Origin of the sequence: Actinomadura geliboluensis (assembly GCF_005889745.1) — a bacterium.
In the GTDB taxonomy this organism is placed as follows: domain Bacteria; phylum Actinomycetota; class Actinomycetes; order Streptosporangiales; family Streptosporangiaceae; genus Spirillospora; species Spirillospora geliboluensis.
Genome location: NZ_VCKZ01000115.1, coordinates 1 through 21857, shown reverse-complemented (window position 1 = coordinate 21857; position 21857 = coordinate 1). Strand labels below are relative to the sequence as shown.

25 protein-coding genes are annotated in these 21857 nt (G+C 71.4%); 18 read left to right on the top strand and 7 right to left on the bottom strand.

All coding sequences use genetic code 11. The features are described from left to right. Positions 1 to 252: 252 nt before the first annotated feature. From ETD96_RS17545 to ETD96_RS17540, 3 genes are all read left to right on the top strand, one after another. Positions 253 to 846, top strand: a complete 594-nt coding sequence (locus tag ETD96_RS17545) for a hypothetical protein (protein WP_138637533.1) — start codon at positions 253 to 255, stop codon at positions 844 to 846. Between the two features lie 89 nt (positions 847 to 935). Next, the gene (locus tag ETD96_RS44865; protein ID WP_171069078.1) at positions 936 to 1643 is read left to right on the top strand and encodes a hypothetical protein; all 708 of its coding nucleotides are present in this window, start codon (positions 936 to 938) and stop codon (positions 1641 to 1643) included. Further along, on the top strand, positions 1640 to 3397 hold the full coding sequence (locus tag ETD96_RS17540) for a serine/threonine-protein kinase (RefSeq protein WP_171069077.1): 1758 nt from the start codon (positions 1640 to 1642) through the stop codon (positions 3395 to 3397). Before ETD96_RS44865 ends, ETD96_RS17540 begins: the two co-directional genes overlap by 4 nt. A gap of 32 nt (positions 3398 to 3429) precedes the next feature. On the opposite strand, the gene ETD96_RS46715 is transcribed toward ETD96_RS17540, so the two are convergent. Then, positions 3430 to 4314, bottom strand: a complete 885-nt coding sequence (locus ETD96_RS46715) for a hypothetical protein (RefSeq protein WP_240807766.1) — start codon at positions 4312 to 4314, stop codon at positions 3430 to 3432. Then, a complete protein-coding gene (locus ETD96_RS17530) occupies positions 4311 to 4691 on the bottom strand; it encodes an ATP-binding protein (protein WP_138637531.1) in 381 nt (126 codons plus the stop codon). Before ETD96_RS17530 ends, ETD96_RS46715 begins: the two co-directional genes overlap by 4 nt. Positions 4692 to 4830: 139 nt before the next feature. Between ETD96_RS17530 and ETD96_RS17525 the strand changes: the two genes are divergently transcribed. From ETD96_RS17525 to ETD96_RS17510, 4 genes are all read left to right on the top strand, one after another. Next, entirely contained in the window at positions 4831 to 5619 is a 789-nt protein-coding gene (locus ETD96_RS17525; protein WP_171069076.1) for a helix-turn-helix domain-containing protein, read from the top strand. Beyond that, on the top strand, positions 5559 to 5792 hold the full coding sequence (locus tag ETD96_RS17520; protein ID WP_338072564.1) for a DUF397 domain-containing protein: 234 nt from the start codon (positions 5559 to 5561) through the stop codon (positions 5790 to 5792). Before ETD96_RS17525 ends, ETD96_RS17520 begins: the two co-directional genes overlap by 61 nt. Before the next feature lie 90 nt (positions 5793 to 5882). Then, entirely contained in the window at positions 5883 to 6005 is a 123-nt protein-coding gene (locus ETD96_RS17515) for a DUF397 domain-containing protein (RefSeq protein WP_138637529.1), read from the top strand. An 87-nt stretch (positions 6006 to 6092) separates the two neighbouring features. Next, entirely contained in the window at positions 6093 to 6311 is a 219-nt protein-coding gene (locus ETD96_RS17510; protein ID WP_138637528.1) for a DUF397 domain-containing protein, read from the top strand. Positions 6312 to 6406: 95 nt separating this feature from the next. Here ETD96_RS17510 and ETD96_RS17505 read toward each other — a convergent pair whose 3' ends face one another. Genes ETD96_RS17505 through ETD96_RS17490 form a run of 4 tightly spaced genes read right to left on the bottom strand, consistent with a single transcriptional unit; the run spans position 6407 to position 8777 of the window. Further along, positions 6407 to 6964 (bottom strand): dihydrofolate reductase family protein, encoded by a 558-nt coding sequence (locus tag ETD96_RS17505; RefSeq protein ID WP_138637527.1) that lies wholly within the window; start codon positions 6962 to 6964, stop codon positions 6407 to 6409. A gap of 17 nt (positions 6965 to 6981) precedes the next feature. Further along, on the bottom strand, positions 6982 to 7797 hold the full coding sequence (locus ETD96_RS17500) for a metalloregulator ArsR/SmtB family transcription factor (RefSeq protein WP_138637526.1): 816 nt from the start codon (positions 7795 to 7797) through the stop codon (positions 6982 to 6984). 57 nt (positions 7798 to 7854) lie between these two features. After that, complete coding sequence (locus tag ETD96_RS17495; protein ID WP_138637525.1) at positions 7855 to 8289, bottom strand: hypothetical protein; 435 nt, start codon at positions 8287 to 8289, stop codon at positions 7855 to 7857. Beyond that, a complete protein-coding gene (locus tag ETD96_RS17490; protein WP_138637524.1) occupies positions 8286 to 8777 on the bottom strand; it encodes an RNA polymerase sigma factor in 492 nt (163 codons plus the stop codon). The genes ETD96_RS17495 and ETD96_RS17490 overlap by 4 nt, the downstream gene beginning before the upstream one ends. An 80-nt stretch (positions 8778 to 8857) precedes the next feature. Between ETD96_RS17490 and ETD96_RS17485 the strand changes: the two genes are divergently transcribed. The 8 genes from ETD96_RS17485 (at position 8858) to ETD96_RS17445 (ending at position 18268) form a co-directional block, all read left to right on the top strand. Beyond that, positions 8858 to 9994 (top strand): FAD-dependent oxidoreductase, encoded by a 1137-nt coding sequence (locus ETD96_RS17485; protein WP_138637523.1) that lies wholly within the window; start codon positions 8858 to 8860, stop codon positions 9992 to 9994. Between the two features lie 60 nt (positions 9995 to 10054). Continuing rightward, positions 10055 to 10588, top strand: a complete 534-nt coding sequence (locus tag ETD96_RS17480; protein ID WP_205719323.1) for an AAA family ATPase — start codon at positions 10055 to 10057, stop codon at positions 10586 to 10588. A gap of 202 nt (positions 10589 to 10790) precedes the next feature. Further along, a complete protein-coding gene (locus ETD96_RS17475) occupies positions 10791 to 11525 on the top strand; it encodes a dienelactone hydrolase family protein (protein WP_205719321.1) in 735 nt (244 codons plus the stop codon). Between the two features lie 126 nt (positions 11526 to 11651). Next, positions 11652 to 12707 (top strand): DUF6348 family protein, encoded by a 1056-nt coding sequence (locus ETD96_RS44860; protein ID WP_205719320.1) that lies wholly within the window; start codon positions 11652 to 11654, stop codon positions 12705 to 12707. A gap of 59 nt (positions 12708 to 12766) precedes the next feature. Beyond that, positions 12767 to 13804 (top strand): DUF3466 family protein, encoded by a 1038-nt coding sequence (locus ETD96_RS17460; RefSeq protein ID WP_171069073.1) that lies wholly within the window; start codon positions 12767 to 12769, stop codon positions 13802 to 13804. Between the two features lie 273 nt (positions 13805 to 14077). Further along, a complete protein-coding gene (locus ETD96_RS17455; RefSeq protein WP_171069072.1) occupies positions 14078 to 15499 on the top strand; it encodes a hypothetical protein in 1422 nt (473 codons plus the stop codon). Positions 15500 to 15628: 129 nt separating this feature from the next. Beyond that, positions 15629 to 17479 carry an endonuclease/exonuclease/phosphatase family protein gene (locus tag ETD96_RS17450; RefSeq protein ID WP_138637518.1) on the top strand — a complete coding sequence of 617 codons (1851 nt, stop codon included), beginning with the start codon at positions 15629 to 15631 and terminating at the stop codon, positions 17477 to 17479. A 48-nt stretch (positions 17480 to 17527) separates the two neighbouring features. Then, the gene (locus tag ETD96_RS17445) at positions 17528 to 18268 is read left to right on the top strand and encodes a translation initiation factor IF-2 (RefSeq protein ID WP_138637517.1); all 741 of its coding nucleotides are present in this window, start codon (positions 17528 to 17530) and stop codon (positions 18266 to 18268) included. A gap of 27 nt (positions 18269 to 18295) precedes the next feature. On the opposite strand, the gene ETD96_RS17440 is transcribed toward ETD96_RS17445, so the two are convergent. Next, positions 18296 to 18643 (bottom strand): MmcQ/YjbR family DNA-binding protein, encoded by a 348-nt coding sequence (locus ETD96_RS17440; RefSeq protein ID WP_240807764.1) that lies wholly within the window; start codon positions 18641 to 18643, stop codon positions 18296 to 18298. 81 nt (positions 18644 to 18724) lie between these two features. Between ETD96_RS17440 and ETD96_RS17435 the strand changes: the two genes are divergently transcribed. Genes ETD96_RS17435 through ETD96_RS17425 form a run of 3 tightly spaced genes read left to right on the top strand, consistent with a single transcriptional unit; the run spans position 18725 to position 21738 of the window. Then, a complete protein-coding gene (locus ETD96_RS17435) occupies positions 18725 to 19081 on the top strand; it encodes a CU044_2847 family protein (protein WP_138637516.1) in 357 nt (118 codons plus the stop codon). An 8-nt stretch (positions 19082 to 19089) separates the two neighbouring features. Beyond that, on the top strand, positions 19090 to 20763 hold the full coding sequence (locus ETD96_RS17430; RefSeq protein WP_171069071.1) for a VMAP-C domain-containing protein: 1674 nt from the start codon (positions 19090 to 19092) through the stop codon (positions 20761 to 20763). Continuing rightward, positions 20764 to 21738, top strand: coding sequence for an AAA family ATPase (locus ETD96_RS17425; RefSeq protein ID WP_138637514.1), 975 nt, complete (start codon positions 20764 to 20766; stop codon positions 21736 to 21738). The last annotated feature ends 119 nt before the right edge of the window (positions 21739 to 21857 follow it).

Sequence of the window (21857 nt, the reverse complement as noted above, 5' to 3'; positions counted from 1 at the left end):
GATGAGCGCCTGCCCCTCGCCGGGGACCGGATCGGGCGCCTCCCCCGGGACGAGCACCTCGGGTCCACCGAACTCCTTCAACCACACCGCACGCATCAGAACCCCTCCTGTCAGTGGTGGCACCGCCAGCGTGCTACCTCAACCAAGGTCGAGGTCAAACTGTTTCGCAACGAATCCCTTTTCCCGCCCCACGCTCCTCTGTAAGCTTTCCGCGTATTCCGCCCCGTTGTCGGCTGCCGCTCAAGGAAGACGATGCGCGCCCGGTTGGTACGTTCCTCCCCGCTCCGGTCAAGCCGCGCCGCCTCCCTGCTCGCCGTCGCGTCCCTCCTCGCGGTCGCGGGGTGCGGATCGTCCGGCCCGTCCTCGAACGGCCGGCTCGACCCGAACGGCTCCCTGGACAACGGCGCCGCCACCCCCTCCCAGGTCGCCGACGCCCCCTCGGCCGTCCCGACGGAGGAGCTGTTCAAGACCGTCCTCAAGCGCTACCGCGCCTACCAGGACGCCTACAAGAAGGCGTACGACACCAACGACCCGTCCGGCCTGGCCGACGTCGCCATGGACCCCCTCCTCACCGAGGTCACGGACGACGTCGAGGCCACCAAGGCCAAGGGCGTCATCTGGCGCTTCGCGAACACGTTCAACCCCCGCGTCTACGCCCGCTCCAAGGACAGCACGAAGGTCTACGTCATCGACTGCGTCCGCACCTTGGCCGCCTACCGCTTCTCCGCCAGAACCGGCAAACGCCTCAGCCAGACACCCGGTGACGCCTTCGTGTACCGCGCCACGCTCGCGTATGACTCCGGCACCTGGAAGGTCGCCGCCAACGTCCGGGACCGCCAATGCTGACGGTCCGCAGGGAAGGACACACGATGTCTCCCCACACCCCCACCAGACGCCGGACGGTCGCCGCCGCGGTCACGGCGACGGCCCTGACGATGCCCGTGCTGGTCGCCGTCCCCGCGCAAGCCGCGCCTTGCCAGGTCATCAAGAAGACCGCGAGCTGCAACAAGACCGTCCGTACGCCGGGGGCGGTAGGAGGCGGCGGCAACGGCGGCGGCGGTGCCAGCGGTCCGTGGGAAGCTCCCCCACCTGAGGGGCTCACAGCGGACGAGGCCCAGGGCGTCGTGGACGTTCCCGGTGCGGCCGCGCCTGCGCCCGCACCGCCGACCACGGCGGAACTGGTGGCCCAGGCCCGGGCCTCGGCGGAGTTTCCGACGCCCGAGGTGAACACGGCGCCCGAGGGCAAGACCTACGTGGGGCTGCGGACCGCCCTGTGGGTGGAGGGCTTCCAGGATGTGCCCACGACACCGATCAACGTGGGCGGGCAGAACATCAGCCTGATCGCGAAGCCCAAGTCCGTGACGTGGAACATGGGCGAGAAGACCGGGACCGGCGAGACGACTTTCGACTGCCCCGACGCGGGGTCGAGAGACGGCAAGACGTGCAACTACACCTACCGGCACTCGTCCGCGTCCGAACCCGGCGGCAAATACATGATCACGGCGACCATCACCTGGGACGTCACGTGGACGTGTGTGGGCGCGAATTGCGATTCCGGCGGCGGCGTCCTTCCGCCTGCCTCCTTCACATCGGAGGAAACCCCGCTCACCGTCGGCGAGATCCAGACCAACACGGGCCAGTGACAACGGCCGAGCGTCGGCTCCCCGGCTTCATCGAACTGGCGACGCTGGGAACGGGGGCCCAGGGCGAGGTCGTGCTCGCACGGCACGAGACCGGCGGTCCGCCGGTCGCGATCAAGTACCTGGCCCCCGATCTGCTCGGCGACACGACCGCCAAGAGCGTCTTCCGCGACGAGGCGCAGATGCTCAAGCGGGTGAACAACCCGCATGTGGCGCGCTTACTCGACTACCTGGAATCCCCGTGGGGCGCGGCGATCATTCTGGAGGCGGTGCCCGGCCGCCCCCTCCGCAAGATATTGGACGAGCACGAGAGGGCACTGACACCCGAGGCCGCCCTGGCGACATTGAAGGGCTCGCTGCTCGGCTTGGCGGCCGCACACGGGGCCGGGGTCGTCCACCGCGACTACAAGCCCGGAAACGTACTCGTCCAGGACGACGGGCAGAGCAAGCTCATCGACTTCGGGATCGCCGTCCTCACCGGGCAGGGCGGGCGGTCGGGGACACCCGCCTACATGGCTCCCGAACAATGGGCGGGCGACCCCGCCACTCCCGCGACCGACATCTACGCGGCGACATGCGTCTTCGTCGAATGCGTGACCGGCGGGAAGCCCTTCAGCGGCACGACGCTCGCCGAACTGAAGGCGGCCCACGAAGAGGGGTTCACCTCCTTCGAGAGCGTTTCAGAGCCGTTGCACCCGCTGATCCGGCGGGGCCTGGCCAGAATCCCCAGTAAGCGAACCTGGAACGCTTACGAATTCGTGAGCGAACTCGAAGCTATCGCCGTCCGGGCTTACGGCCCGGACTGGGAACGGCGCGGGATGCTCGCACTGGGCGCGATAGCCGCGACAGTGGTGACGGCCGTCCCGCTGGCGATGCTCGGCAGCGCCCTGTTGGCTCCCGGCGCGGCGGCGACCGGCGCGGCGGCGTCCACGGCGGCCGGGCATGTGGCGGCAGGTCTCGCACAGGGCGCGGCGTCGGTGGACGTCATGGCGAAGACCGGCACCTCCGTGTCCAAGGGCTTCCTGAGTAAGATCGGCGGCGCGAAGGGCGCCGCCGGCATCGGCGTCGCGGGCGTGGGCGGCGTGATCGCGGCCTGGCTCCTCTGGCCGGGCCCGAGCGTGGGTGGGACAAGCCATGCCGGCGTACACGCTTACTTCACCAAACCGGGCGTCCTTCTCGGCCAGGCGAATCTCCCCGCCGCCGAGACCCCCTACATCGACTTCAAGTACACGCTGACCCCGGCCAGAGCCAAGCCCGGGACGGAAGTGCGCCTCGTGGAGGAGTTCCGAGGACGCACTCCCGGAGGCCTTTACTACACGCCGAGCGGTGAGCGCCAATGCTTCGGCGAAAAGGCAGGCCCAAAAACCCACTGGTACCAATGGGGCATCGGGCTCGGCAAGAACCAACTGGACGTCAAGAGCTCCGAGTTCATGGCCTTTTACCGCGTACCACCAACAAAGAAGAGCGATATTCCACAAAAGGCGTCCGGCGCCATCGTCCTCCCCGTCCGCAGCGACACGACAGGCGAGCAGCAGCCGTTCGTCCAGTCGGAATGCGCGATCATGAGCCGATGGACGACCACGACGAGGATCGTCCTACCGGACCACGGAGTGCTGCCACCGGGCAAGTATCTGGTGACACCTCATGTACCGATGAAGGTCACAAAGGCGGTACGGGACGACGAGGCCATCCCTCCGGAATCGGCAGGCGCCCGGATCGACGGAACGCTACCGATGATCGAGGTACTGGACGACTGAGCGAGCCCACGTACCGAACGAGCACTCTCCCATCAGGGGCGTGAAGCCACCAGGGGCGATGCCTGGGCGGGACGCGCGGGTGTGCGGCGGCGGTAGTAGGACAGGGTCGCGGCGCCGAGGAGAGGCCCCCACGCCAGCAAGGGCGCATACGAGGCGACGCCGAGCGGGCCGATGTCTTCGGAGGCCGCGGGACGATCCGGGCGTTCCTTGCCGATGAGCACCGGCGCCGAATCCACGAACCCGAACACCGCGTTCAGCCCGCCGTAGGCGGCCAGCACGGTGATCAGCACCGCGGCCGTGGCGAACGGGACCACCACCATGCGCGTCGGGATCGTCCGTCCGGCCACGAGCGGGACCCACCGGGGGACGGTCTCGCCCCAGGGCCGTACCAGCCCGAGCGCAAGCAGAGCGAAAGCGAAGGACACGGCACTGAGCGCCGGGATGTAAATCGCCTCACCGAGAGTCGCGTCGTCGGGCGTCAGCGTGAGCCGGAAGACCGAGGACGGCAGCACGCACAAGGGGACGGCGTAGGCGATCCAGCGGGCCCGGCGCGGAATCACAGGGTCAGTGTGAACATCGGCTGCTTCGTGACGTCGCATGCCTCTACGCTCGCCGCAACGTCCGCCGCACAACTCCCCCGCACGACCGGAGCCGATCCCCCGCGCGAGGGAACCCAGGCCCCCGGGGGGACGAGCACGGTCGCCCATCGTCAACGAGCGAGTGCGGTTGACCGGCGTCCTCCGAGCCGCGAGGCCATCGGAGAACGGCGGTTCGCCGCGCATCGCCGCCTCCAGCAGTTCCGGCGACGACGCCGAGATGCGCCGCGTTCCCGAGGCCCGCCACATGCCGCGCTCCACCGACACGGCCCAGCCGGGAAAGCGCGTCCGCAGCCGAGCCAGCGCGTCGGCCTCGTTCACGCCGTCCCGTCGGGCAGAAGCGCCCACACTGCCTTCCCGCCGCCTCCGAGCGGCTGCGCGCCCCACTCCTTGACGAGCGCGCCGAGCATGGCCAGTCCGCGTCCGTCCTCGCTCAGCAGATCCGCCGAGCCCGCGGCCGGCAGGACGTCGGAGGAGTCGCACACCTCCACAACGGTGCCCCTGTCCGCTTGGAGGAGCCGCACTGTCGCCGAGGCACAACCGGTGTGCTGGAGGACGTTGGTGAGGAGCTCCGACACCACGACCTGCGCCACGTAGGCGTCCTTCCCCCACCTTTCCAGGACGTCCCCCGTCCAGTCCCGAGCCGTTTTGACCGACTCCGCCCGAACCGGGACGACGATCTCCGCACGCCCCTGCATAAACGATCACCTCCGGATTTCCGTGACTCTGTGCACAGAATCCACTCCGAGGCGTAACGTGACTATGCAAGCGCGGAGACGCACACCAAGGACTCACAACCACTCAAGGACACTTCAAAAGTGCTGGAGGCCCCCCGCCATGGCCAAGCGCAAGCCGTCCCCCGCCCTCAAGGCTTTCGGCGTGGAAGTCCGACGCCTGCGTGAAGACGCGGGCATCACCCGCACGGAACTCGCCAAGCGAGTGGCAGTGACCCCCTCGTACATCTCACAGGTGGAGAGCGGCAATACACGCTGCCGCAGGGACTTCGCCCAGCGCATGGACCAGGCCCTGGACACGGGCGAGCAGCTCACCGCGGCCTGGACCAAGCACCTCCGCTCGGCGACCTACCCGAAGTTCTTCGCCGACTACTCGGAGGCTGAAGCTTCAGCCGAGCTCCTACGCGCCTACGAGGCGACCTTCGTCTACGGCTTGTTCCAGCTCGAGTCATACGCTCGGGCCTTGCTGCTCACCGATGCCTCGGTCGCGGCTCGCATGAGGCGGCAAGAAGCCGTCTTTCAGGTGAGAACCCCTCCCACTATCGGTGTGGTACTCAGCGAGTGCGTTCTGCGCCGCTGCGTCGGAGACTCGACGGTGATGCGGCAGCAACTCGAATACCTGCTCGAGGTTTCCCATCGCGAGAACATCAGTCTGCAGGTGGCGCCCACGGCCTACTATCGCGGGGTGAGCGGGTCGTTCAACATCGCGACGCAGGCGACCGGTGATGAGTTGCTCTACATGGAGACGGCAACGGGCGGCGTCACGTCAGTCGAGCCGAAGGAGATCCTCTTCGTCGTAGGCTCGTTCACTATGTTGCAGGCTAAGGCGCTGTGCGTCGACGACTCACGGACGTACATCAAGAAGGTGATGGACGAGTGGACTCGAGCGTGACCCCGAACTGGCACAAGTCTCGCCACAGTGACGACAAAGGTGGCGCCTGCGTCGAGTTGGCGGAACTTGGCGGCAGGGCGGCAATCCGGGATTCCCGAGACCCGGACGGACCAAAAATACTTCTCACCTCGGCCGCATTCCGTGCACTCCTGACCGACCTCAAGCAGCGGTAGCTCCTCAACCAGGCAGGTGGCCGGCCCCGGTCGCACAACCGGGGCCATGGCACATCTGGACGGCAGCAATGATCAAGAAGGGGGCAGTGCGTGGAGGTCGCCGCCTTCCCCAACGTCATCGGCGTGCGGGACTCCGAGGACTCGGACGCGCCCGAACTCCTCCTCCGTCCAACTGCATTCCGCGCACTCCTGAGCGACCTCAAGCAGCGATAACCCCGACCAGCCACATCGTGCAGGTTGCTCGGTTAAGACCATCCCGCGTCTAGATAATCCAGCACCCGCGTATCCACGCTTAGCTTCATGCACTCCCGCAGGAGGAGTTTCGCTGTGAAGCAAGTGACGTGGTGTACGTGGTGTAAAGCGCAGCAAAGCAACGATCACGGCGGCTCGTGCGTCGAGGCGGCCGTCCCAACCGAGGCCGTGGCCGTCCGGGACTCCAAGAATCCGGACGCGCCCATGCTGCTCCTCGATCCGGTTGCGTTTCGGGTGCTCTTAAGTGAGTTGAAGCGGCGGTCGTAGCGGGTCGTCGGCTGGGCTTCGCGGGCTTCGTTGGTGAGGGTTCTGGGGGGCGGTGGTCGGTGCTGGTACCCCTGGTGAGCACCAGCACCGGGGGGTTACTTGGTGGGGCGGTAGCAGAGGCGGACTACGCCTGAGGGGAAAGTCGTGGTGTTGACGAGTTGCAGGCGGACGGGGCCGATCTCGTCGAAGATGCGGGGGCCCGTCGCCCACAGGTAAGGGTTGACGTTGAACCAGAACTCGTCAACGAGGTCGGTGGCGATGAGGGCGCGGGTGAGTTCGCCGGCGCTGGGGGCGATCAGGTTGCCGGCGTGCTCTTCCTTGAGACGGTTCATGCTCTCGGCGAGGTCGCCTTCGAGCAGGGTGGCGTTCCAGGTCAGCGGGCCGGTCAGCGACCGGGACGCGACGTACTTGGGCATGCCGTTCATGCGGGCCGCGTACGCCTCGAAGCCGGGCACCTCGGCGAGCTGGGGCCAGACGACGGACAGTCCCTCGTAGGTCTTGCGGCCGAGCACCATGGCGTCGGCCGCCTCCCACATCTCGCGGCCGGACTGCATGCTGTCGGGGTCAGTCACGAGCCACCCCTGCGGCTCCGCCGCGGGGGCCTCGAAGGCGCCGTTGACGGTCATGGCCACGTTGATGATCAGTCGTCCCATGGGAAGCTCCTTGTGTTCTAGGCGGCCAGAACGGCCGCGAGCTTGTCGAGGCTCTGGCCGAAGCCGATCTCGATGCCGGCGATGGAGTCGGCGGACTGGACGGTGCTGTCGGTGAGCCGCCAGTGGGCGTCCAGGTGCGTGCCGGTGTCGGTGGGCCGCAGGTCGAAGGTGATGTGGGCGGTGAAGGCGAGGCCGCCGTCGGGAAGCAGCGGGGACAGCCGGTAGGAGAGGCGCTCGCCGGGGAGGACGTCCTCGACGGCTCCTTCCGCGCGGCCGACGACGTCGTCCGAGTCGGTGGTGTCCTCGGCGTCGCGGTAGGCGAGGACGATCCGGCCTCCGGGGCGCGTCTGGAAGACGAGTTCGGAGATCCGCAACCCTTCGGGCGCCCACCAGCGGCTCAGCAGGGTCTCCTCGGTCAGGTGCCGCCAGACCAGCTCGCTGCGGGCCGGCAGGGAGCGGGCGAACCGGAACGAGCGGCCGTCGGCCCACCTCTCGGTCTCGGCGGCGCGACGCTCGGCGTCGAGATTGGCGCCGTAGCGGTCGAAGGTCTCGTAGGGGCCGCCGGTCCGGTCCGCGGTGTCGGCGAGCCGGTTCAGCGCCGCCGCCAGGTCTCGCAGCGGGCCGGGCCGGAGCGCGTAGATGCGGCGCTGGCCGGAGCGCTGGGAGGTGACGAGGCCGGCGCGTTCGAGGGTCTGCAGGTGCTTGGTCGTCTGCGGCTGGCGCGCCTCGGCGAGTTGCGCCAGGACGCCGACCGAGCGGGGGCGCTCGGCCAACAGGCTCACGAGCCGCCAGCGGGCCGGGTCGGCCAGTGCGGTGAGGAGTGCTGCGTCCATGCCTGCAAGTATTCCTTGCCGAGAATCTTCTTGTCAAAGAATATTTGTGGGACGTCCTCAGGTGGCGCGGGCGAGGCTTTCGATGGTTCGGAGCTCCTTGTCGATCTTCGCTAGGGCGGTGGCGTGCGGTTGGGGCGCGGTGCGTCGGTGTTCCAGGTGGGCCAGCAGGGTCTCGTCGCCTTCTGGGCGGGCGGCGAAGGCGACTACGACCGTGGGTGACTGCACCAGGCACCAGCCCGGGCGGAGTCTCGCTTCCATCGAGTCCTGCTGGCCGGTGGTGTGCTGCACCTGCAGGCGGAGGTACTCGCCGTGCCGTTCGGTGATGTGGACATGGGCTAGGCCCGGTTCATAGCGGGGCAGGTTTTCCTCCAGGGCTTCGATGACCTGCCATACGTCGTTGAAGGGGGCGGCGAGGCGGCGTTGGCCGATGGCTGCGCCTGGTAGCGCGGCCGCGAGGATGGTGAGGCGGTCGATCGGGTCGATGCCGGTCACGATTCCCATACCTCCCGGAAGGCGGCCCTGGCCCGATGCAGCCGGGACTTCACGGTTCCCTTCGCGATGCCCAGAGTGGCGGCGATCTCGTCCTCGCTGAGGCCCTCGCGCGTGCGCAGGACCAGTACGGCGCGCTGGGAGACGGGAAGGCGCGCCAGGGCGTCGTCGATGTCCACCAGTCCTTCGAGGGAGGACGCGCCGCGCTCGATGACCGTCTCCTCCGCGGCGATCTCCGCGTCGTGGCGGCGGGCGAGGCGGATGGCCGTGCGGACGGCGATCGACCGCGTCCAGGTCATGATCGCCTCGGGGGCGTCCAGGGAAGGGAGCCCCCGGAAGACGGCGAGGAGGGCCTCCTGCATCGCGTCGTCGGCCGCCGCCGGGGCGATCCGCGCGCACAGGCGGCGGACGTACGGGGCCAGCTCGTCGAGCAGCCGGTCCAGCGCGAGCGCGTCCCCTCGCTGAGCGGCCGCGACGATCTCCGGATCCACGTTGGGAAGGTACTTCGGAACCTTCCCAAGGTTCCCCGCCACCTTCGAGAGGAGGAAACACCGCAGAGAAGGGCTCCCTCGTGGCACCAGAACTGACGATCATCGGCGCGGGGCTGACCGGGCTGACCGCGGCGATCGAGGCGGCCGAGCTCGGCCGGAGGGTGACCGTCGCCGAGGCGCACTCCGAGCCGGGCGGACGGGCGCGCACGCTGGACGGCCCCTACCGGGCCAACGCCGGTCCCCACGCGCTCTACGTGGACGGGCCGTGGTGGACGTGGCTGGAGCACCGCGGCCTCGCACCGCCCGTCGTGGCGGCGCCGCGCGGTGCCGGTCTCGTCCGGGTGGGCGGCCGGCTCGGGCCCTGGCCGTCCGAACTCAGCGAGGCCATCGGCGGGCTGCCCGAGGAGGCACCGGTGGACGAGTCGTTCCGGGGGTGGCTGCTCCGCCATGTCGATGCCGGGTCGGCCGAGGCGATCATTGGGGTCGCCTTCATCTTCACCTTCGATCATGATCCGGGACGGCTCTCGGCCGCCTTCGTCCGGCAGGGGCTTCGCCGGGCCCTCGCCGGTGGCGCGCGGTATGTGGTCGGCGGGTGGTCCGTCCTGGTTTCGTTGCTCGCCGAGCGGGCCGCCGGTCTCGGCGTGGAGATATGTACTCGGACGAGGCTGTCCGCGCTGCCCGCAGGCCCGACGATCCTGGCGACCAGCCTCGCCTCGGCGCGGCAGATCACCGGCGACGGATCGCTCGCCTGGCCCGGCGCCCGCGTGGCAACGTTCGACCTGGGCATGCGGGTTGGCGGTGGCCCCGACTGGTTCCGGATCATGGACCTGGACGAGCGGATCTACGTCGCCCGCTACAGCATGGCCGACCCGACGTTGGCGCCTCCTGGCCATGAGCTCGTCCAGATCTCGGCTGCGTGCACCCCCGACGAGCGCAAGACCGATGTCGAGCGGCGAGTGCAGCGTCTCCTCGACCAGGCTTGGCCAGGCTGGCGCGCTGCGGTGTCGTGGCGGCGCGGCGCGCTGCGCACGCAGTGCAGTGGAGCCCTGGATCTGCCGGGGACGACCTGGCGCGACCGTCCGGCCGTCGAGCGCGGCGGCGGGCTCGCCGTGGCCACCGATCAGTCCGCCGCGCCGGGGCTGCTGGGTGAGGTCGGGATCGCCGCCGCGCGGCTCGCCGTCCAGGACCGTCTACGGGTAGGCAGCCATTACCGATGATCTTGGCGTCGTAGGGTGCGGTCGGCGGTGTTCTGGCGGCGTGGAGAGGGGCTTGCGGCGGTGGAGGGGTTCGTTGTGGTCACCGGAGGGCCCGGGTCCGGGAAGAGCACCTTGATCGACCGCTTGGAGGAGACGGGTTTCGCTCGGTCCCAGGAGGCCGGGCGGGGTGTCATCCAGGATCAGGTGGCCATCGGGGGCCGTGCGCTGCCCTGGCAGGACGTCGAATTGTTCGCCGAGATGATGCTCTGCTGGGAGATGCGCTCCTACCGCAGCATGGAGGCGCAGGCGGGCCCGGTCTTCTTCGATCGCGGAATCCCCGACATCGTCGGCTATCTCCGCCTTGAGGGACGGCCCGTCCCGCCGCATGTCCACACCGCGGCGCGCACCTTCCGCTATCGGCGGCGCGTGTTCATCGCCCCGCCCTGGCCCGAGATCTATGAGCAGGACACCGAGCGCAAGCAGTCCTTGGCCGAGGCGGAACGAACCTACGAGTCGATGGTGACGACCTACGCCGAATACGGCTATGAGCTGGTGGAACTGCCCCGGGCGCCCGTCGAGGAGCGCGTCCGGTTCGTCATCGACCAACTGCGCTGAGCGCGCGGGAAAAGGAGTGGGCCGCGCACGAGGGCGGTTGATAGGTTGCCGTCGGCCGTGTGCTGACGCTTGGAGGTGAGACCTATGAACGCTGTATCGATGTGGGTGCTCCCCTCGTCGTCACGGTCGGGCGATTGACGTAGGGGTCGCCGGGAGCGCCTCGACAGTCAGGCACTCCCGAAAGGCATCACCTGTGCATTCCTTGCGTTTCACTGCGGAGACGTCGTCCGGCGGCGTCATCGAACGCGACTTCACCGTGGACGGCGTCCCCGGTGTGCTCTGGTCGGCCGGTACCGGCCGCGCGCCGCTCGTGCTGATGGGCCACGGCGGCGGCAACCACAAGAAGTCCCCGGCGATGTCGGGGCGTGCGCGTCTCCTCGTGGAGGGCTGCGGCTTCCACGTCGCCGTCCTCGACGCCCCCGGGCACGGCGACCGGCCGCGCACGGCGCACGACGAGGAGGAGATCGCCGCGCTGTACCGGGCGCGGGCGGCGGGCGAGCCGGAGGGCCCGATCGTCGTCCGCTACAACGCCCACCTGGCGGAACGCGCCGTGCCGGAGTACCGGGCGGCCCTGGACGCCCTCCACCGGCTCCCCGAGATCGGCGCCGGCGGGCCGGTCGGCTACTTCGGGCTGAACATGGGCACCGCGGTGGGCGTGCCGCTGACGGCGGCCGACTCCCGGATCACCGCCGCGGTGTTCGGTCTGCACTGGCCCGACCGGCTGGCCGAGGCGGCGAAGCAGATCACCGTCCCGGTGGAGTTCGTCCTCCAGTGGGACGACGAGCACATCCCGCGCCCGGCCGGTCTCGCGCTGTTCGACGCCTTCGCCTCGGCGGAGAAGACGCTGCACGCCAACACGGGCGGGCACAAGGACCTGCCCAGATTCGAGGCCGGCAGCGCGGTCCGGTTCTTCGCGCGGCACCTCGGCCGAGGGTGACGTGAGCCGTGTCGGCGCCCGGTCCGGCGGGGCCGGGCGCCGGTGCGGCCGATGTCCGGCACCGGGCGGTATTTACGCCTGCGGGCGCTCCGCCCACCGGGATAGTGTTTCGCGATGATCACGTCCGTGGGATTCGATAGCGCCGTCGAGGTGGGGATCGCCGCGTTCTGCGCGGGGGCGGAGCCGCCGAGCGACGACGAGGTGCGGGAGCGGCTGACCGGGGCCGGGGTCGAGCCGTGGCTGGCCGAGCGGCTGCTGGTCTTCCTGCCGATGGCGTTCACGCGGCGGCTGCTGCCGGACGTCTCCTACACGGACGCGGTGACCGCGCCGGGCGGCCAGATCCGGCTGGCGGACGAGCCGGTGTTCACCGCCGCGTTCGCCCGCGCCCAGCAGGCCGACCGCGGCGAGATCGAACGGGTGGCGCTGCGCAGCGCCGAGTTCAACGTGATCAACCAGGCGCTGAACGACGGGTCCCAGATGTCGGACCTGGCGCTCGGCGAAGTCAGGTTGATGGACGACCTGGCCCCGCCCGTGCCGGGCGACGGCGGCGTGCCCTCACCGCGCGTCGTGTTCGAGGAGTTGCTGCGGGGCCACGGTGTGGTGCCCGGCGACGGGACGGCGGTCGACGCGCGGCTGTTCGTCCATCCCGCGCCGGCGGGGCTGGTGATGGGGCAGATCGACTTCGCGGTGTCGCATCCGGCGCTCGCCGGGCCGCGGCTGGTGGAGAGCTTCGCCGGGCCCGGCGCCACCTGGCGTGAGGCGATCAGCGAGGCGGTGCGCAAGTTCGAGCGCGGCGCGCTGCATCCGATCGTCGAGGGGCTGCTGCGTCCCGGGTCCGCGCCCGGCCAGGTCGAGCGGGAGCGGTACGAGCATCCGGGCGGCGCGTTCGAGCTTGTCCTGGGCGCTCAGCTCAACATGTTCGCCGACCGTCCGGTGCCGCCCGCCGCGCCGCTCCTCGACGGGCTGCTGGACGCCCTGCGCTCGCAGCCGCTCACCCGGCAGGTGCACTGGATCCGCTTCTTCGTCGCCCACCACAACGGCCAGTTGCAGTCCAACGAGGTGCTGCTGGACGGCGCGGCGTGGCCCGCGGGCGAGGCGGTCGCCGCGGGCAGCCCGGCGCCGCTGCCGGACGGGAGGGTCGCGGTGCGGCTGTTCGGCCTGCTGGTGCCCGCCGACGTGTAAGAACCCGGTAATGGTCGGCGGCCTATCGCCGGGCGCATGCGGTCAGCAAGATCGTTTACATGTCCATCAGCACACTCTTGCGCCGTTCCGCCACCGTCGCCGCCACGACCGCCCTGGCCGCCGCCGCGGTCACCGTGCCCGCCCACGCCGCTGAGCAGGCGACCACCTACACCTACGTCGACCTCGGGTCCGTGCCCGGCTACGCCTCCAGCGTCGCCAACGACGTGAACGCCGCCGGTGTGGTGGTCGGCTCCGCCGACAAAGCCGTGGTCTGGCAGGACGGTGAGATCGGCAGGCTGCCCATGAACACCGCACTGGGCGTCAACGACGCCGGGCGCATCGTGGGCAGCGCCTACACGGGGGCGTCGAACGAGCCCGCGCACGCCGTGGTGTACCGCGACGGCGAACTCGTCGACCTCGGCGCCCCCTACGGCGGCGCCAACGGCAGCACCGCGCTCGCCATCAACGAGTCCGACACCGTGGCCGGAACGTTCAGCGAGTCCGGGCAGCCGACCCGCGCCGCGGTCTGGGACGCCGACGGCACCATGCGCCGCCTGCCCGGCCTCGGCGGCGTCTCCTTCAGCACCGAGAGCCAGGCGGCGGCGATCAACGAGGGCGGCCAGGTCGTCGGCACCGCGGTGACGAAGTCGGGGGCGAACCGCGCCGTCATCTGGGAGAACGGCACGGTGCGGGACCTCGGCACCCTCGGTGGCGGCGGGTACCCCGGCACCCGCGCCCTCGACGTCAACGACCAGGGCACGGTCGTCGGCGACTCGCAGAAGCTCACGGGCTACATGCACGCCGTCAGCTGGAGCGACGGGAAGATCACCGACCTCGGCACCCTCGGCGGGCCCGCCAGCTTCGCGGGCGGGATCAACAACCGGGGCCAGATCGTCGGCATCTCCGACACCGACTCCAGCGGGGGCGCCGGCCGCCGGGCCTTCATCTGGGAGAACGGGAAGATGACCGACCTGAACAAGGTCACCGTGAACCTGCCCGAGGGGACCGTCCTCTACAACGCCGCGGCGATCAACGACGACGGCGTCATCGTCGGCACGGCCTCGCCTCGCGCCTTCATGCTCGTCCCGAACGACTGACCCGCCGACGCAGGTCAGAGGGGCGCGCCCGGTCTCCGGGCGCGCCCCGACCGTCGTCTCCCAGGGGAACGGACGGCCGGGAAGCGGCCGGGGGCGCTGGTAGGATCGCGGCCGATGCGTGGGCGGTTGCGGTGACGCAGCCTGGAGGCCCGCCCCGGCGTGAACACGGCCGATAATCGCTCGGCGCGGGATTCGTCCGCCCGCACGTCCACAGTAAAGGTTCCCCCTGTGCCGCTCTTCCCTCTTGCCGACCGTCGCGCGAAGGCTGGTGCCGTGGTCAGCGCGGTGAGGGGCCATTGGCTGTTCGCGGTGGTGCTCGTCGCCGGTGTGGCGCTGCGGGTGGTCACCATGCTGGGGTTCCGGGGCGTGCTGTGGTTCAACGACAGCTACGACTTCCTGCGGATCGCCGACGATCCGTTCCCGCATCCGCTGCGGCCGTCCGGTTACGGGCTGTTCCTGTGGGCCCTGAAGCCGTTCCACAGCCTGGCGCTGATCACGGCGTTGCACCATGCGGCGATCGTCGGGCTCGCGGTGGTCGGCTACCGGATGCTCGTCCGAGACTTCGAGGTGCGGCGGACGTGGGCGGCGCTGGCCGTCGCACCGATTCTGCTGGACTCGTTCCAGATCACCCTTGAGCATCTGCTCCTGTCGGACACCCTGTTCACCGTTCTGGTCTTCGGCGCGATGCTGCTGCTGGCCAAGCCCGGGGCCACCGGGTGGCGGCGTGCGGCGGCGGTGGGCGCACTGCTGGGCGTGGCGGCCGTCACGCGGACGGTCGGGGTGCCGCTGTTCCTGATCGTCGTCCTGTACCTGGTGGTGCGGCGGACGCGGTGGCCCGTGTACGCGGCGCTCGCGGTGGCGTTCGTGCTGCCGGTCGGCGCGTACGGGATGTGGTTCCAGCAGGAGCACGGCCGCTTCGCGATGTCCGGGGTGGACGGCATCTTCCTGTGGGGGCGGACGGCCGCGTTCGCCGACTGCGACGCGCACACGCCGCCCGCGGACCTGGCCAGCCTGTGCCCGTACGGGCAGAAGGGCGACCGGCCCGCGTCGTCCCACCAGATCTGGGAGGCCAACTCGCCGACCGGGTGGTCCAACGGGAAGCCGTTCGACGAGGAGACGAACGCTCGGGCGCAGCGCTTCGCGCTCTGGGCGATCCAGAACCAGCCCCTGGACTACGCGCGGGTCGTCTCGTACGACTTCTTCGTCCGGACGTTCTCGTGGCACCGGTCCCAGTACCCGACGGTCGGCACCGAGGCCCGGTACCACTTCCCTACGAAGCCCACCGCGCGCAAGCCCGACCTCCCGGTGCTCGGCGGAGGGGACCGGCGAACGGTCGTCTACGAGTACTCGCACGGCACCGGCCGGACGCACATCGTCGAGCCGTACGCGGGCTTCATGCGCGGCTACCAGGAGCGGGTGAGCGTGCCCGGGACGGTGCTCGGGGTCGTGCTGCTCGCGGGCGCGGCGGGCATCGTGTGGCGGCGGGCGCGCGCGCGGACGGCGCTGTTCTGGGTGACCGGGGTGGCTCTGCTGGCCGTCCCGCCGATCACGGTCGACTTCGACTACCGCTACATGCTGCCCGCGCTGCCGTTCGCGTGCTTCGCGGCGGCGATGGCGTGGGGGCGGAGGCCGGCGGAGACGGCGGAGGAGCCGGAGCCGGTCCAGGCCCCCGAGGCGCAGCCCGCCGACGCCTGAGCGCAGCCCGCCGACGCCTGAACACCCCACGCCTGAGCGCAGCCCGCCGACGCCTGGGCACTCTGCGCCTCTTGCGCTCCCGAACCCGGATACGTGAGACTTTCTCGCATTCTGAGCGGGAGGGCCTGTATGTCGCGGATCCGGTGGGACGTCCTGCTCGGCGTCGTCGTGCTGGCGGACGTGGTGCACGTCTTCCTGCCGTCGCTGATCACCCTGGTCGGCAGCGCGGGCTCGACCCCGGCCGAGGTCATGGGCGCGTACGCGGTGTCGTGGTTCGTGGCCGCGTTCCTCACCGTCCCGCTGGCGCGGCTGGTCCCGGCGGGCCGGCTGGCGGCCGGCGGCGGGGCGCTGATGGTGGTCGCGCGGGTCGTCCTCCAGGCCGCGGACGGCGGTGACCTCCAGCTCTACGCGGCCAGTGCGGGCCTGCTCGGCGGGCTGGTGTGGCTGACCGCGACCGCCATGACCGTCCGCGACACGGCGCCGGCGATGACCGGGTTCGCGGGCGGGCTCGCGGCGGCCACGGCGCTGCACGCGGCAGTCGAGGGCATCGACCTGGTGTGGCGGACGGGCGTCGTCCCCTGGCTTCCTCTCATCGCCTACCTGGGGCTGTTCGCGTTCGCGCTGACGCGGCGGCCCGGTGAGGGTGAAGGCGTCGCCGCGCCGCGGATCTGGCTGGCGGCCGGGCCCGCGTTCCTCCTGTGGGGCATGTGGACGGGCAACGCGGCGCACGCGCAGGCCAGCGCGGGATGGCCGGGCGGTGTCGCGGCGGCGGTCGTGGCGGCGGCCGCCGTGCTGTCCGTGGCGGTCGCGGCGCGGCCCCGGTTCTGGACGCGGCATCCGCTGGTCCCGGCGGCCGGGCTCGTGCTGTCGGTGCTCGGGTTCGCCGCCGGGCGCGCCACGGTCGACGGCGTCCACGGCGTCTCCCCCGCCTGGACGGTGGCCGCCCAGGTCCTCGGGCAGGTCGCGCTGGCCGGGTGCCTCGGCTGGGCCGCGTCCGTCCCCGGCCCCGACCGGGCGGGACGGCGCGGGACGGCGATGGCGGGCGGCTGGCTGCTTTTCGTCGTGCTGACGTTCGCCTACTACTCCGCCTACGACCTCGGCACCCCGAACCGGTGGGTGCCGGTGGTGACCGCGCTCGGCGTGGCCGCGCTGGTCGTCCGCGCCCCGAGCCCGGCACGGGAGCTCGGGCTAGAACGGTGGGCGGCGGGCGCTGCGGTCGTCACCGTCCTCGCGGTGGCGGCCGTCCCGCTGTGGCGCGACACCGGGCCAGGCTGGCGGCCGATCGACGACGGCGGGCTGCGGATCGCCGCGTACAACGTGCGCATGGGCTACGGCATGGACGGCACGATGACCGTCACCCGGCAGGCGGACGCCCTGCGCGCGCTGCGCCCGCACGTCGTCGTCCTCAGCGAGGTCGACCGGGCCTGGCTGCTGAACGGCGGACGCGACTCGCTGCGCCTGCTCTCCGAGCGGCTGGGGCTGCGGGCGGTCTGGGCGCCGGCGGCGGACGAGGTGTGGGGCGACGCGCTGCTCACCGATCTGCCGGTGACGTCCGTCCGGAACATGCCGCTGGCCGAGGGCGGTCCGACGGGCGCGCAGGCGCTCGCCGTCGGGCTGCGCTGGCAGGGCCGCGACATCACGGTGATCGCCACGCACACGCAGCCGCCCTCGGACTGGTCCGACCTGCGGCAGGCCGAGCAGCTCGGCGGCCTGGTCCGGGACGTCGCGCGGGACGGCCGGCAGGTCGTCCTCGCCGGGGACCTCAACCTGGAGCCCGGCTCCCGCCCCTGGGACGTGCTGATGCGCGCCGGGCTGACCGACGCGCTCGCGCCGTCCCGCCCGTTCCCGACCACACCGGACTCGGCGGAGCAGATCGACCATGTGCTCGTCACGTCCGGCCTGGTCGGACGGAACGCCGCCAACCCGGACGTCCGCCACTCCGATCACCGGCCGATCGCCGTCACACTCACCACCAGATGAGTACATGTACGGATGCGGCACGGCGCCGCGCACCGCGAACATGAGCGGATGCGCCGACTCACGATCTTCCTGCCCGCCGTGCTGCTGAGCGCCGGCTGCGCCGCCGCCGGCGGGACGGCCGAGCAACGGGCCACCGAGGACGCGCGCAAGACCGCCGAACTGGTCGGCGACAAGCTCTACACGGCCCGCGTGTGGCCCGCGCGGGACCTGGCGCACCGCGCGGCGGACATGGACGACGTCGAGGTCATGCGGGTGTCGGGGACCTCGACGGCCGGGGCGGGCGTGACCCTCGTCATCCGGGTCCCCGGCACGGGCGCGGAGGCCGGGTTCGTGCCCGACGAGCCGATCACGGTGAAGCGGTGCTTCCGGATGCGGTTCTCGACGTCCGGGGACTTCCGCGACTACGGCACCCGGCACGTCGACTGCCCGGCCGGGGAGCCGGTGAAGTTCGGGCCGTGGCCGGCGACGCCGAAGATCCCCCACGAGAGGCTGTCCAAGGCGCTGCCGCGCGTCCCGGCCGGTGGGCGGGCGGACGAGGCGAGGGTCCGCGCGGCGGTCGCGTCGCTGCGCCTCGACCCGAAGATCAGCAGGGAGTTCCAGGCGGAGGGCGACTCGGTCGGCCTCGTCCTCAAGGTGAGGCCGTACCTGTCGGACGTGTTCGACTGCGTCCTCGCCCGGGTCGCGCCGGGCCGGACGAGCGTGTGGACGCCGCCCCGCATCCAGCGGACGCTGGGCGAGGCGGGCTGCACGACGGGCAACGCCCTCCACCCGATGCCGCCCCCGCACTGAGGCCGCCGGCGGCGCGGGCCCGCCGCGCTACAGGTCGCCGAGGCGGGCGGCGGCGACCTTCTTCGGGACGACCATCCGCCACGCGTCGATGACGAGTTCGCGCATCTCGGGCTCGTCCAGGGCGGCCGTCCGGCACTCCACCCAGTTGAACCGCATCTCCGACTCGCGGGGCAGATGGAACTTCTCCGGTTCGGACGCCACCAGCGCGGCGCGCTCCTCCTTGGGGAACGCGAAGCCCATCTCGGTCTCGTCCCGCGAGAAGGCGACGTAGACGATGGAGCCGACGCGGAACTTCACCCGGTCGCGGATGAGGTGCTCCGTCGTGCGGGGCAGCGTCATCGCCAGCGCCCGCACCTGCTCGACCGTGATCATCATGTCCTCCTGTGGCCCCGTTTCCCCCAGCAAAGCACCCGGAACCGACGATCTTGTTAGATTTGCCTGCGTGAGGGGGCGGTCGTGAACGAACTGGTGCGGTGGCAGACCGAACACGGGACGATCATCGTCGAGAGCGACGACCGCGAGCCCGGGTTCGCGTCGGTCTCCCGGAGCGGCGAGATCTTCCGTGACGCGGCGGGCCGGTTCGAGGAGGCGTTCCAGAACGTCCGGGAGGCGGCCCAGTCGGCGCTCGCGGCGCTGCGCGGCGGCGACCTGAACCCCGACGCGGTCGAGTTGGAGTTCGGCGTGAAGCTCAACGCGGCGGCCGGGGCCGTCATCGCGAAGACGTCCGTCGAGGGGCACCTCAAGGTCAAGATGACCTGGGGGCCGCAGCCGAGCCCGCCGGCGGGCGGCGGGACGGCCGAAGAGGGGGCGTAGCCGGAACCGTGGACGACTGGCAGTGGCGCGCCTGGGTCGGCCACCCGTCCGGCGGCAAGCTCGGCGCGGCGTTCCTCATCACCGAGACCCGGCTGCTGACCTGCGCCCACACCGTGCAGGGCCTGGACGAGGCGCGCGTCGGCTTCCCCGGCCTGCTGGAGGACCTGCCCGCCGACGTCGTCCGCCGCGGCGAGTGGCGGCACGAGGGCGACCCGGGAGACGTCGCCGTCCTGGAGCTGCGCCGGCCCGTGCCCTACGAGCCCGCCCGCCTGGCCGCCCCCGACGACCTGCACGAGCACGCCCTCGGCGGGCGGACGTTCGCCGTCTGCGGGTTTCCTCGCCGCAAGGACGGCAACGAGCGGCACGCGCACGTGACGACGTCCCCGCACCGGGACATGCGGCGCGAATGGTGGGAGCTGAAGACCGGGCCCGGCGACTGGCTGGAGGAGGGCTACAGCGGGTCGGCCGTGTACGACGCGGCGACCGGCGAGGTCATCGGCATGGTGACGAACGCCGAGCTGCGCGACGGCGACCGCGCCGACCTCGGCTGGATGCTGCCCCTCCCGCACATCCGAACGCACTGGGAGGAGCTGGACGACCTGCTGCCGCTCCGCTGGCTCACCCCGGACGCGCGCCGCGAGCTGCGCGAACTCCTCGACGGCGTGCGCTGGACCGACCCGCTCGACGCCGCCCTGGAGCGCGTCACCGGGCGCCGGGCGTCCGGCGGGTTCCGGTCGGCGTGGGGGTCGGTGCGGTACGTCGCCGAGGGCTGGCCGGAGGACCGGCTCGTCCGCTACCTCGCGGCGCTCGGCCCGCACCTGCCGGACGCGGTGCGCGGGCGGCTCACCGCCTGGTCGGCGCGGCACCTGCCGGGCGCGGCGCCCGCCGCCGCGGCGGGGCCGGGGCCCGCGTCGGTGATCGTCCGGCTGGAGCGGGTCACGTTCGACAACGCCTTCGACGTCACCGTGCACACCTGGATCGACGGCGCCGAGGGCCCGCGCCGGCCGACCGAGCGGGTCCCGGAGAAGCGGGTGCGGGCGGTGGCCGAGGCGGGCGTGGCGGCGCTGGCGCCCGCGCTGTTCGGCCGCGACTGGATGATCGAGTTCGCGGTGCCGGAGAGCTGGCTCGGCAAGCCGTTCGAGCAGTGGCACCTCGACCCGCGCAACAGGATCCCGATGCGCCGCTACCCGGTCGTCGTGCGGGACGTCGAGCGGATGCGGCCCGACTCGTTCCGGCGCGACCAGGCGCACCACCGCTGGCGGCTGCTGCACGAGCGGGGCCGCAGCGACCCGCGCCCCATCGCCTGCGACGCGCCCCGCAAGGGCAGCGACTTCCAGGACTGGCTGGAGGCGAACATCGACTTCTGCGTGCTCGTCTACGGGTCGCGCCCGGTGAAGAGCTGGCTGACGGCCGCGCTCAACAACGGCATCCCCGTCATGCTGTGGACGCGCACGCCCTGCGACGCCCCGTCCCACGGCGACTGCCGGGGGCACCGCGTGATGGACGAGCTGACCGCCGCCGTCGGCGGCAGGCATCCGGGCGAGCTGCCGCAGGTGGCGCTCGCCCTGCGCAAGGCCGCCCTGGTGGCGCCGAAGGACGAGCCGCACTGCGGACGCGACCTCACCCTGCTGTGGGACGACCCGTCCCGCCTTCCCGACCCCCCGCTCGCCATGGAGGTATAGGTGTCCGACTGGCTGCTCTACACAGGGAGCCGTCGCACCCACGACGGCATCGACCGGCTCCCCGGCCCGCCGCCATGGCGCACGTTCGACGGCGAGCCCGTCCTGGACACCCCGTCCGGCGGCTCCGGGAACGAGCACCAGGCCACCACCTACCGGCCGTCGGACGACGCCGTACAGCAGGTCAACGCCGCGCTGTACCTGCGTAGGCCGCTGCTGGTGACGGGGCCGCCCGGTACCGGGAAGTCGACGCTCGCCTACGCCGTGGCCCACGAACTCGGTCTCGGGCCCGTCCTGCACTGGCCCATCACCAGCCGCACCACGCTCCGCGACGGCCTCTACCAGTACGACCCCCTGACCCGCCTGTACGCCGCCGGACGCGACGACATGCCCGCCGACGACGACATCGGCCGCTTCATCCGGCTCGGCCCGCTCGGCACCGCCCTGCTTCCCTACAAGCGCCCGCGCGTACTGCTGGTCGACGAGATCGACAAGAGCGACATCGACCTGCCCAACGACCTCCTCACGATCTTCGAGAAGGGCGAGTACGAGCTGCCCGAGCTGACCCGGCGGGCCGACCCGTCCGCCGAGGTCATGACCGCCGACGGGCCCGGCGCCCGGGTCACCGTCACCGGCGGGACCGTCCGCTGCAACGCGTTCCCGTTCATCGTGCTGACCAGCAACGGCGAGCGCGAGTTCCCGCCCGCGTTCCTGCGCCGCTGCGTCACCGTCGAACTGCGGCAGCCGGCCGGGGAGGCGGAGCTCGCCGCGATCGTCCGGGAGCATCTCGGGCCGCTCGCCGACCGGAGCGACGACCTCGTCCGCCGGTTCCTCGACCGGTCCTCGTCCGGGACGCTCGCCACCGACCAGCTGCTCAACGCCGTCTACCTGTGCCGGCACGCCGACGCCGGCGACCGGCACGCCCTCGCCGACCGGATCATGCCGTACCTGACCGGGCCGATCGACGACGACGCATGAGCGGGATCGACCGGCTCCGCGCGGCCCTGGCGGCGACCGGGCCGCCGCCGGACGCCCGCGAGCTGAGCGAGATGCTGTGGCTCGCCTGCCACCTCGCCCCCGCCGAGGAGGAGCCCTCC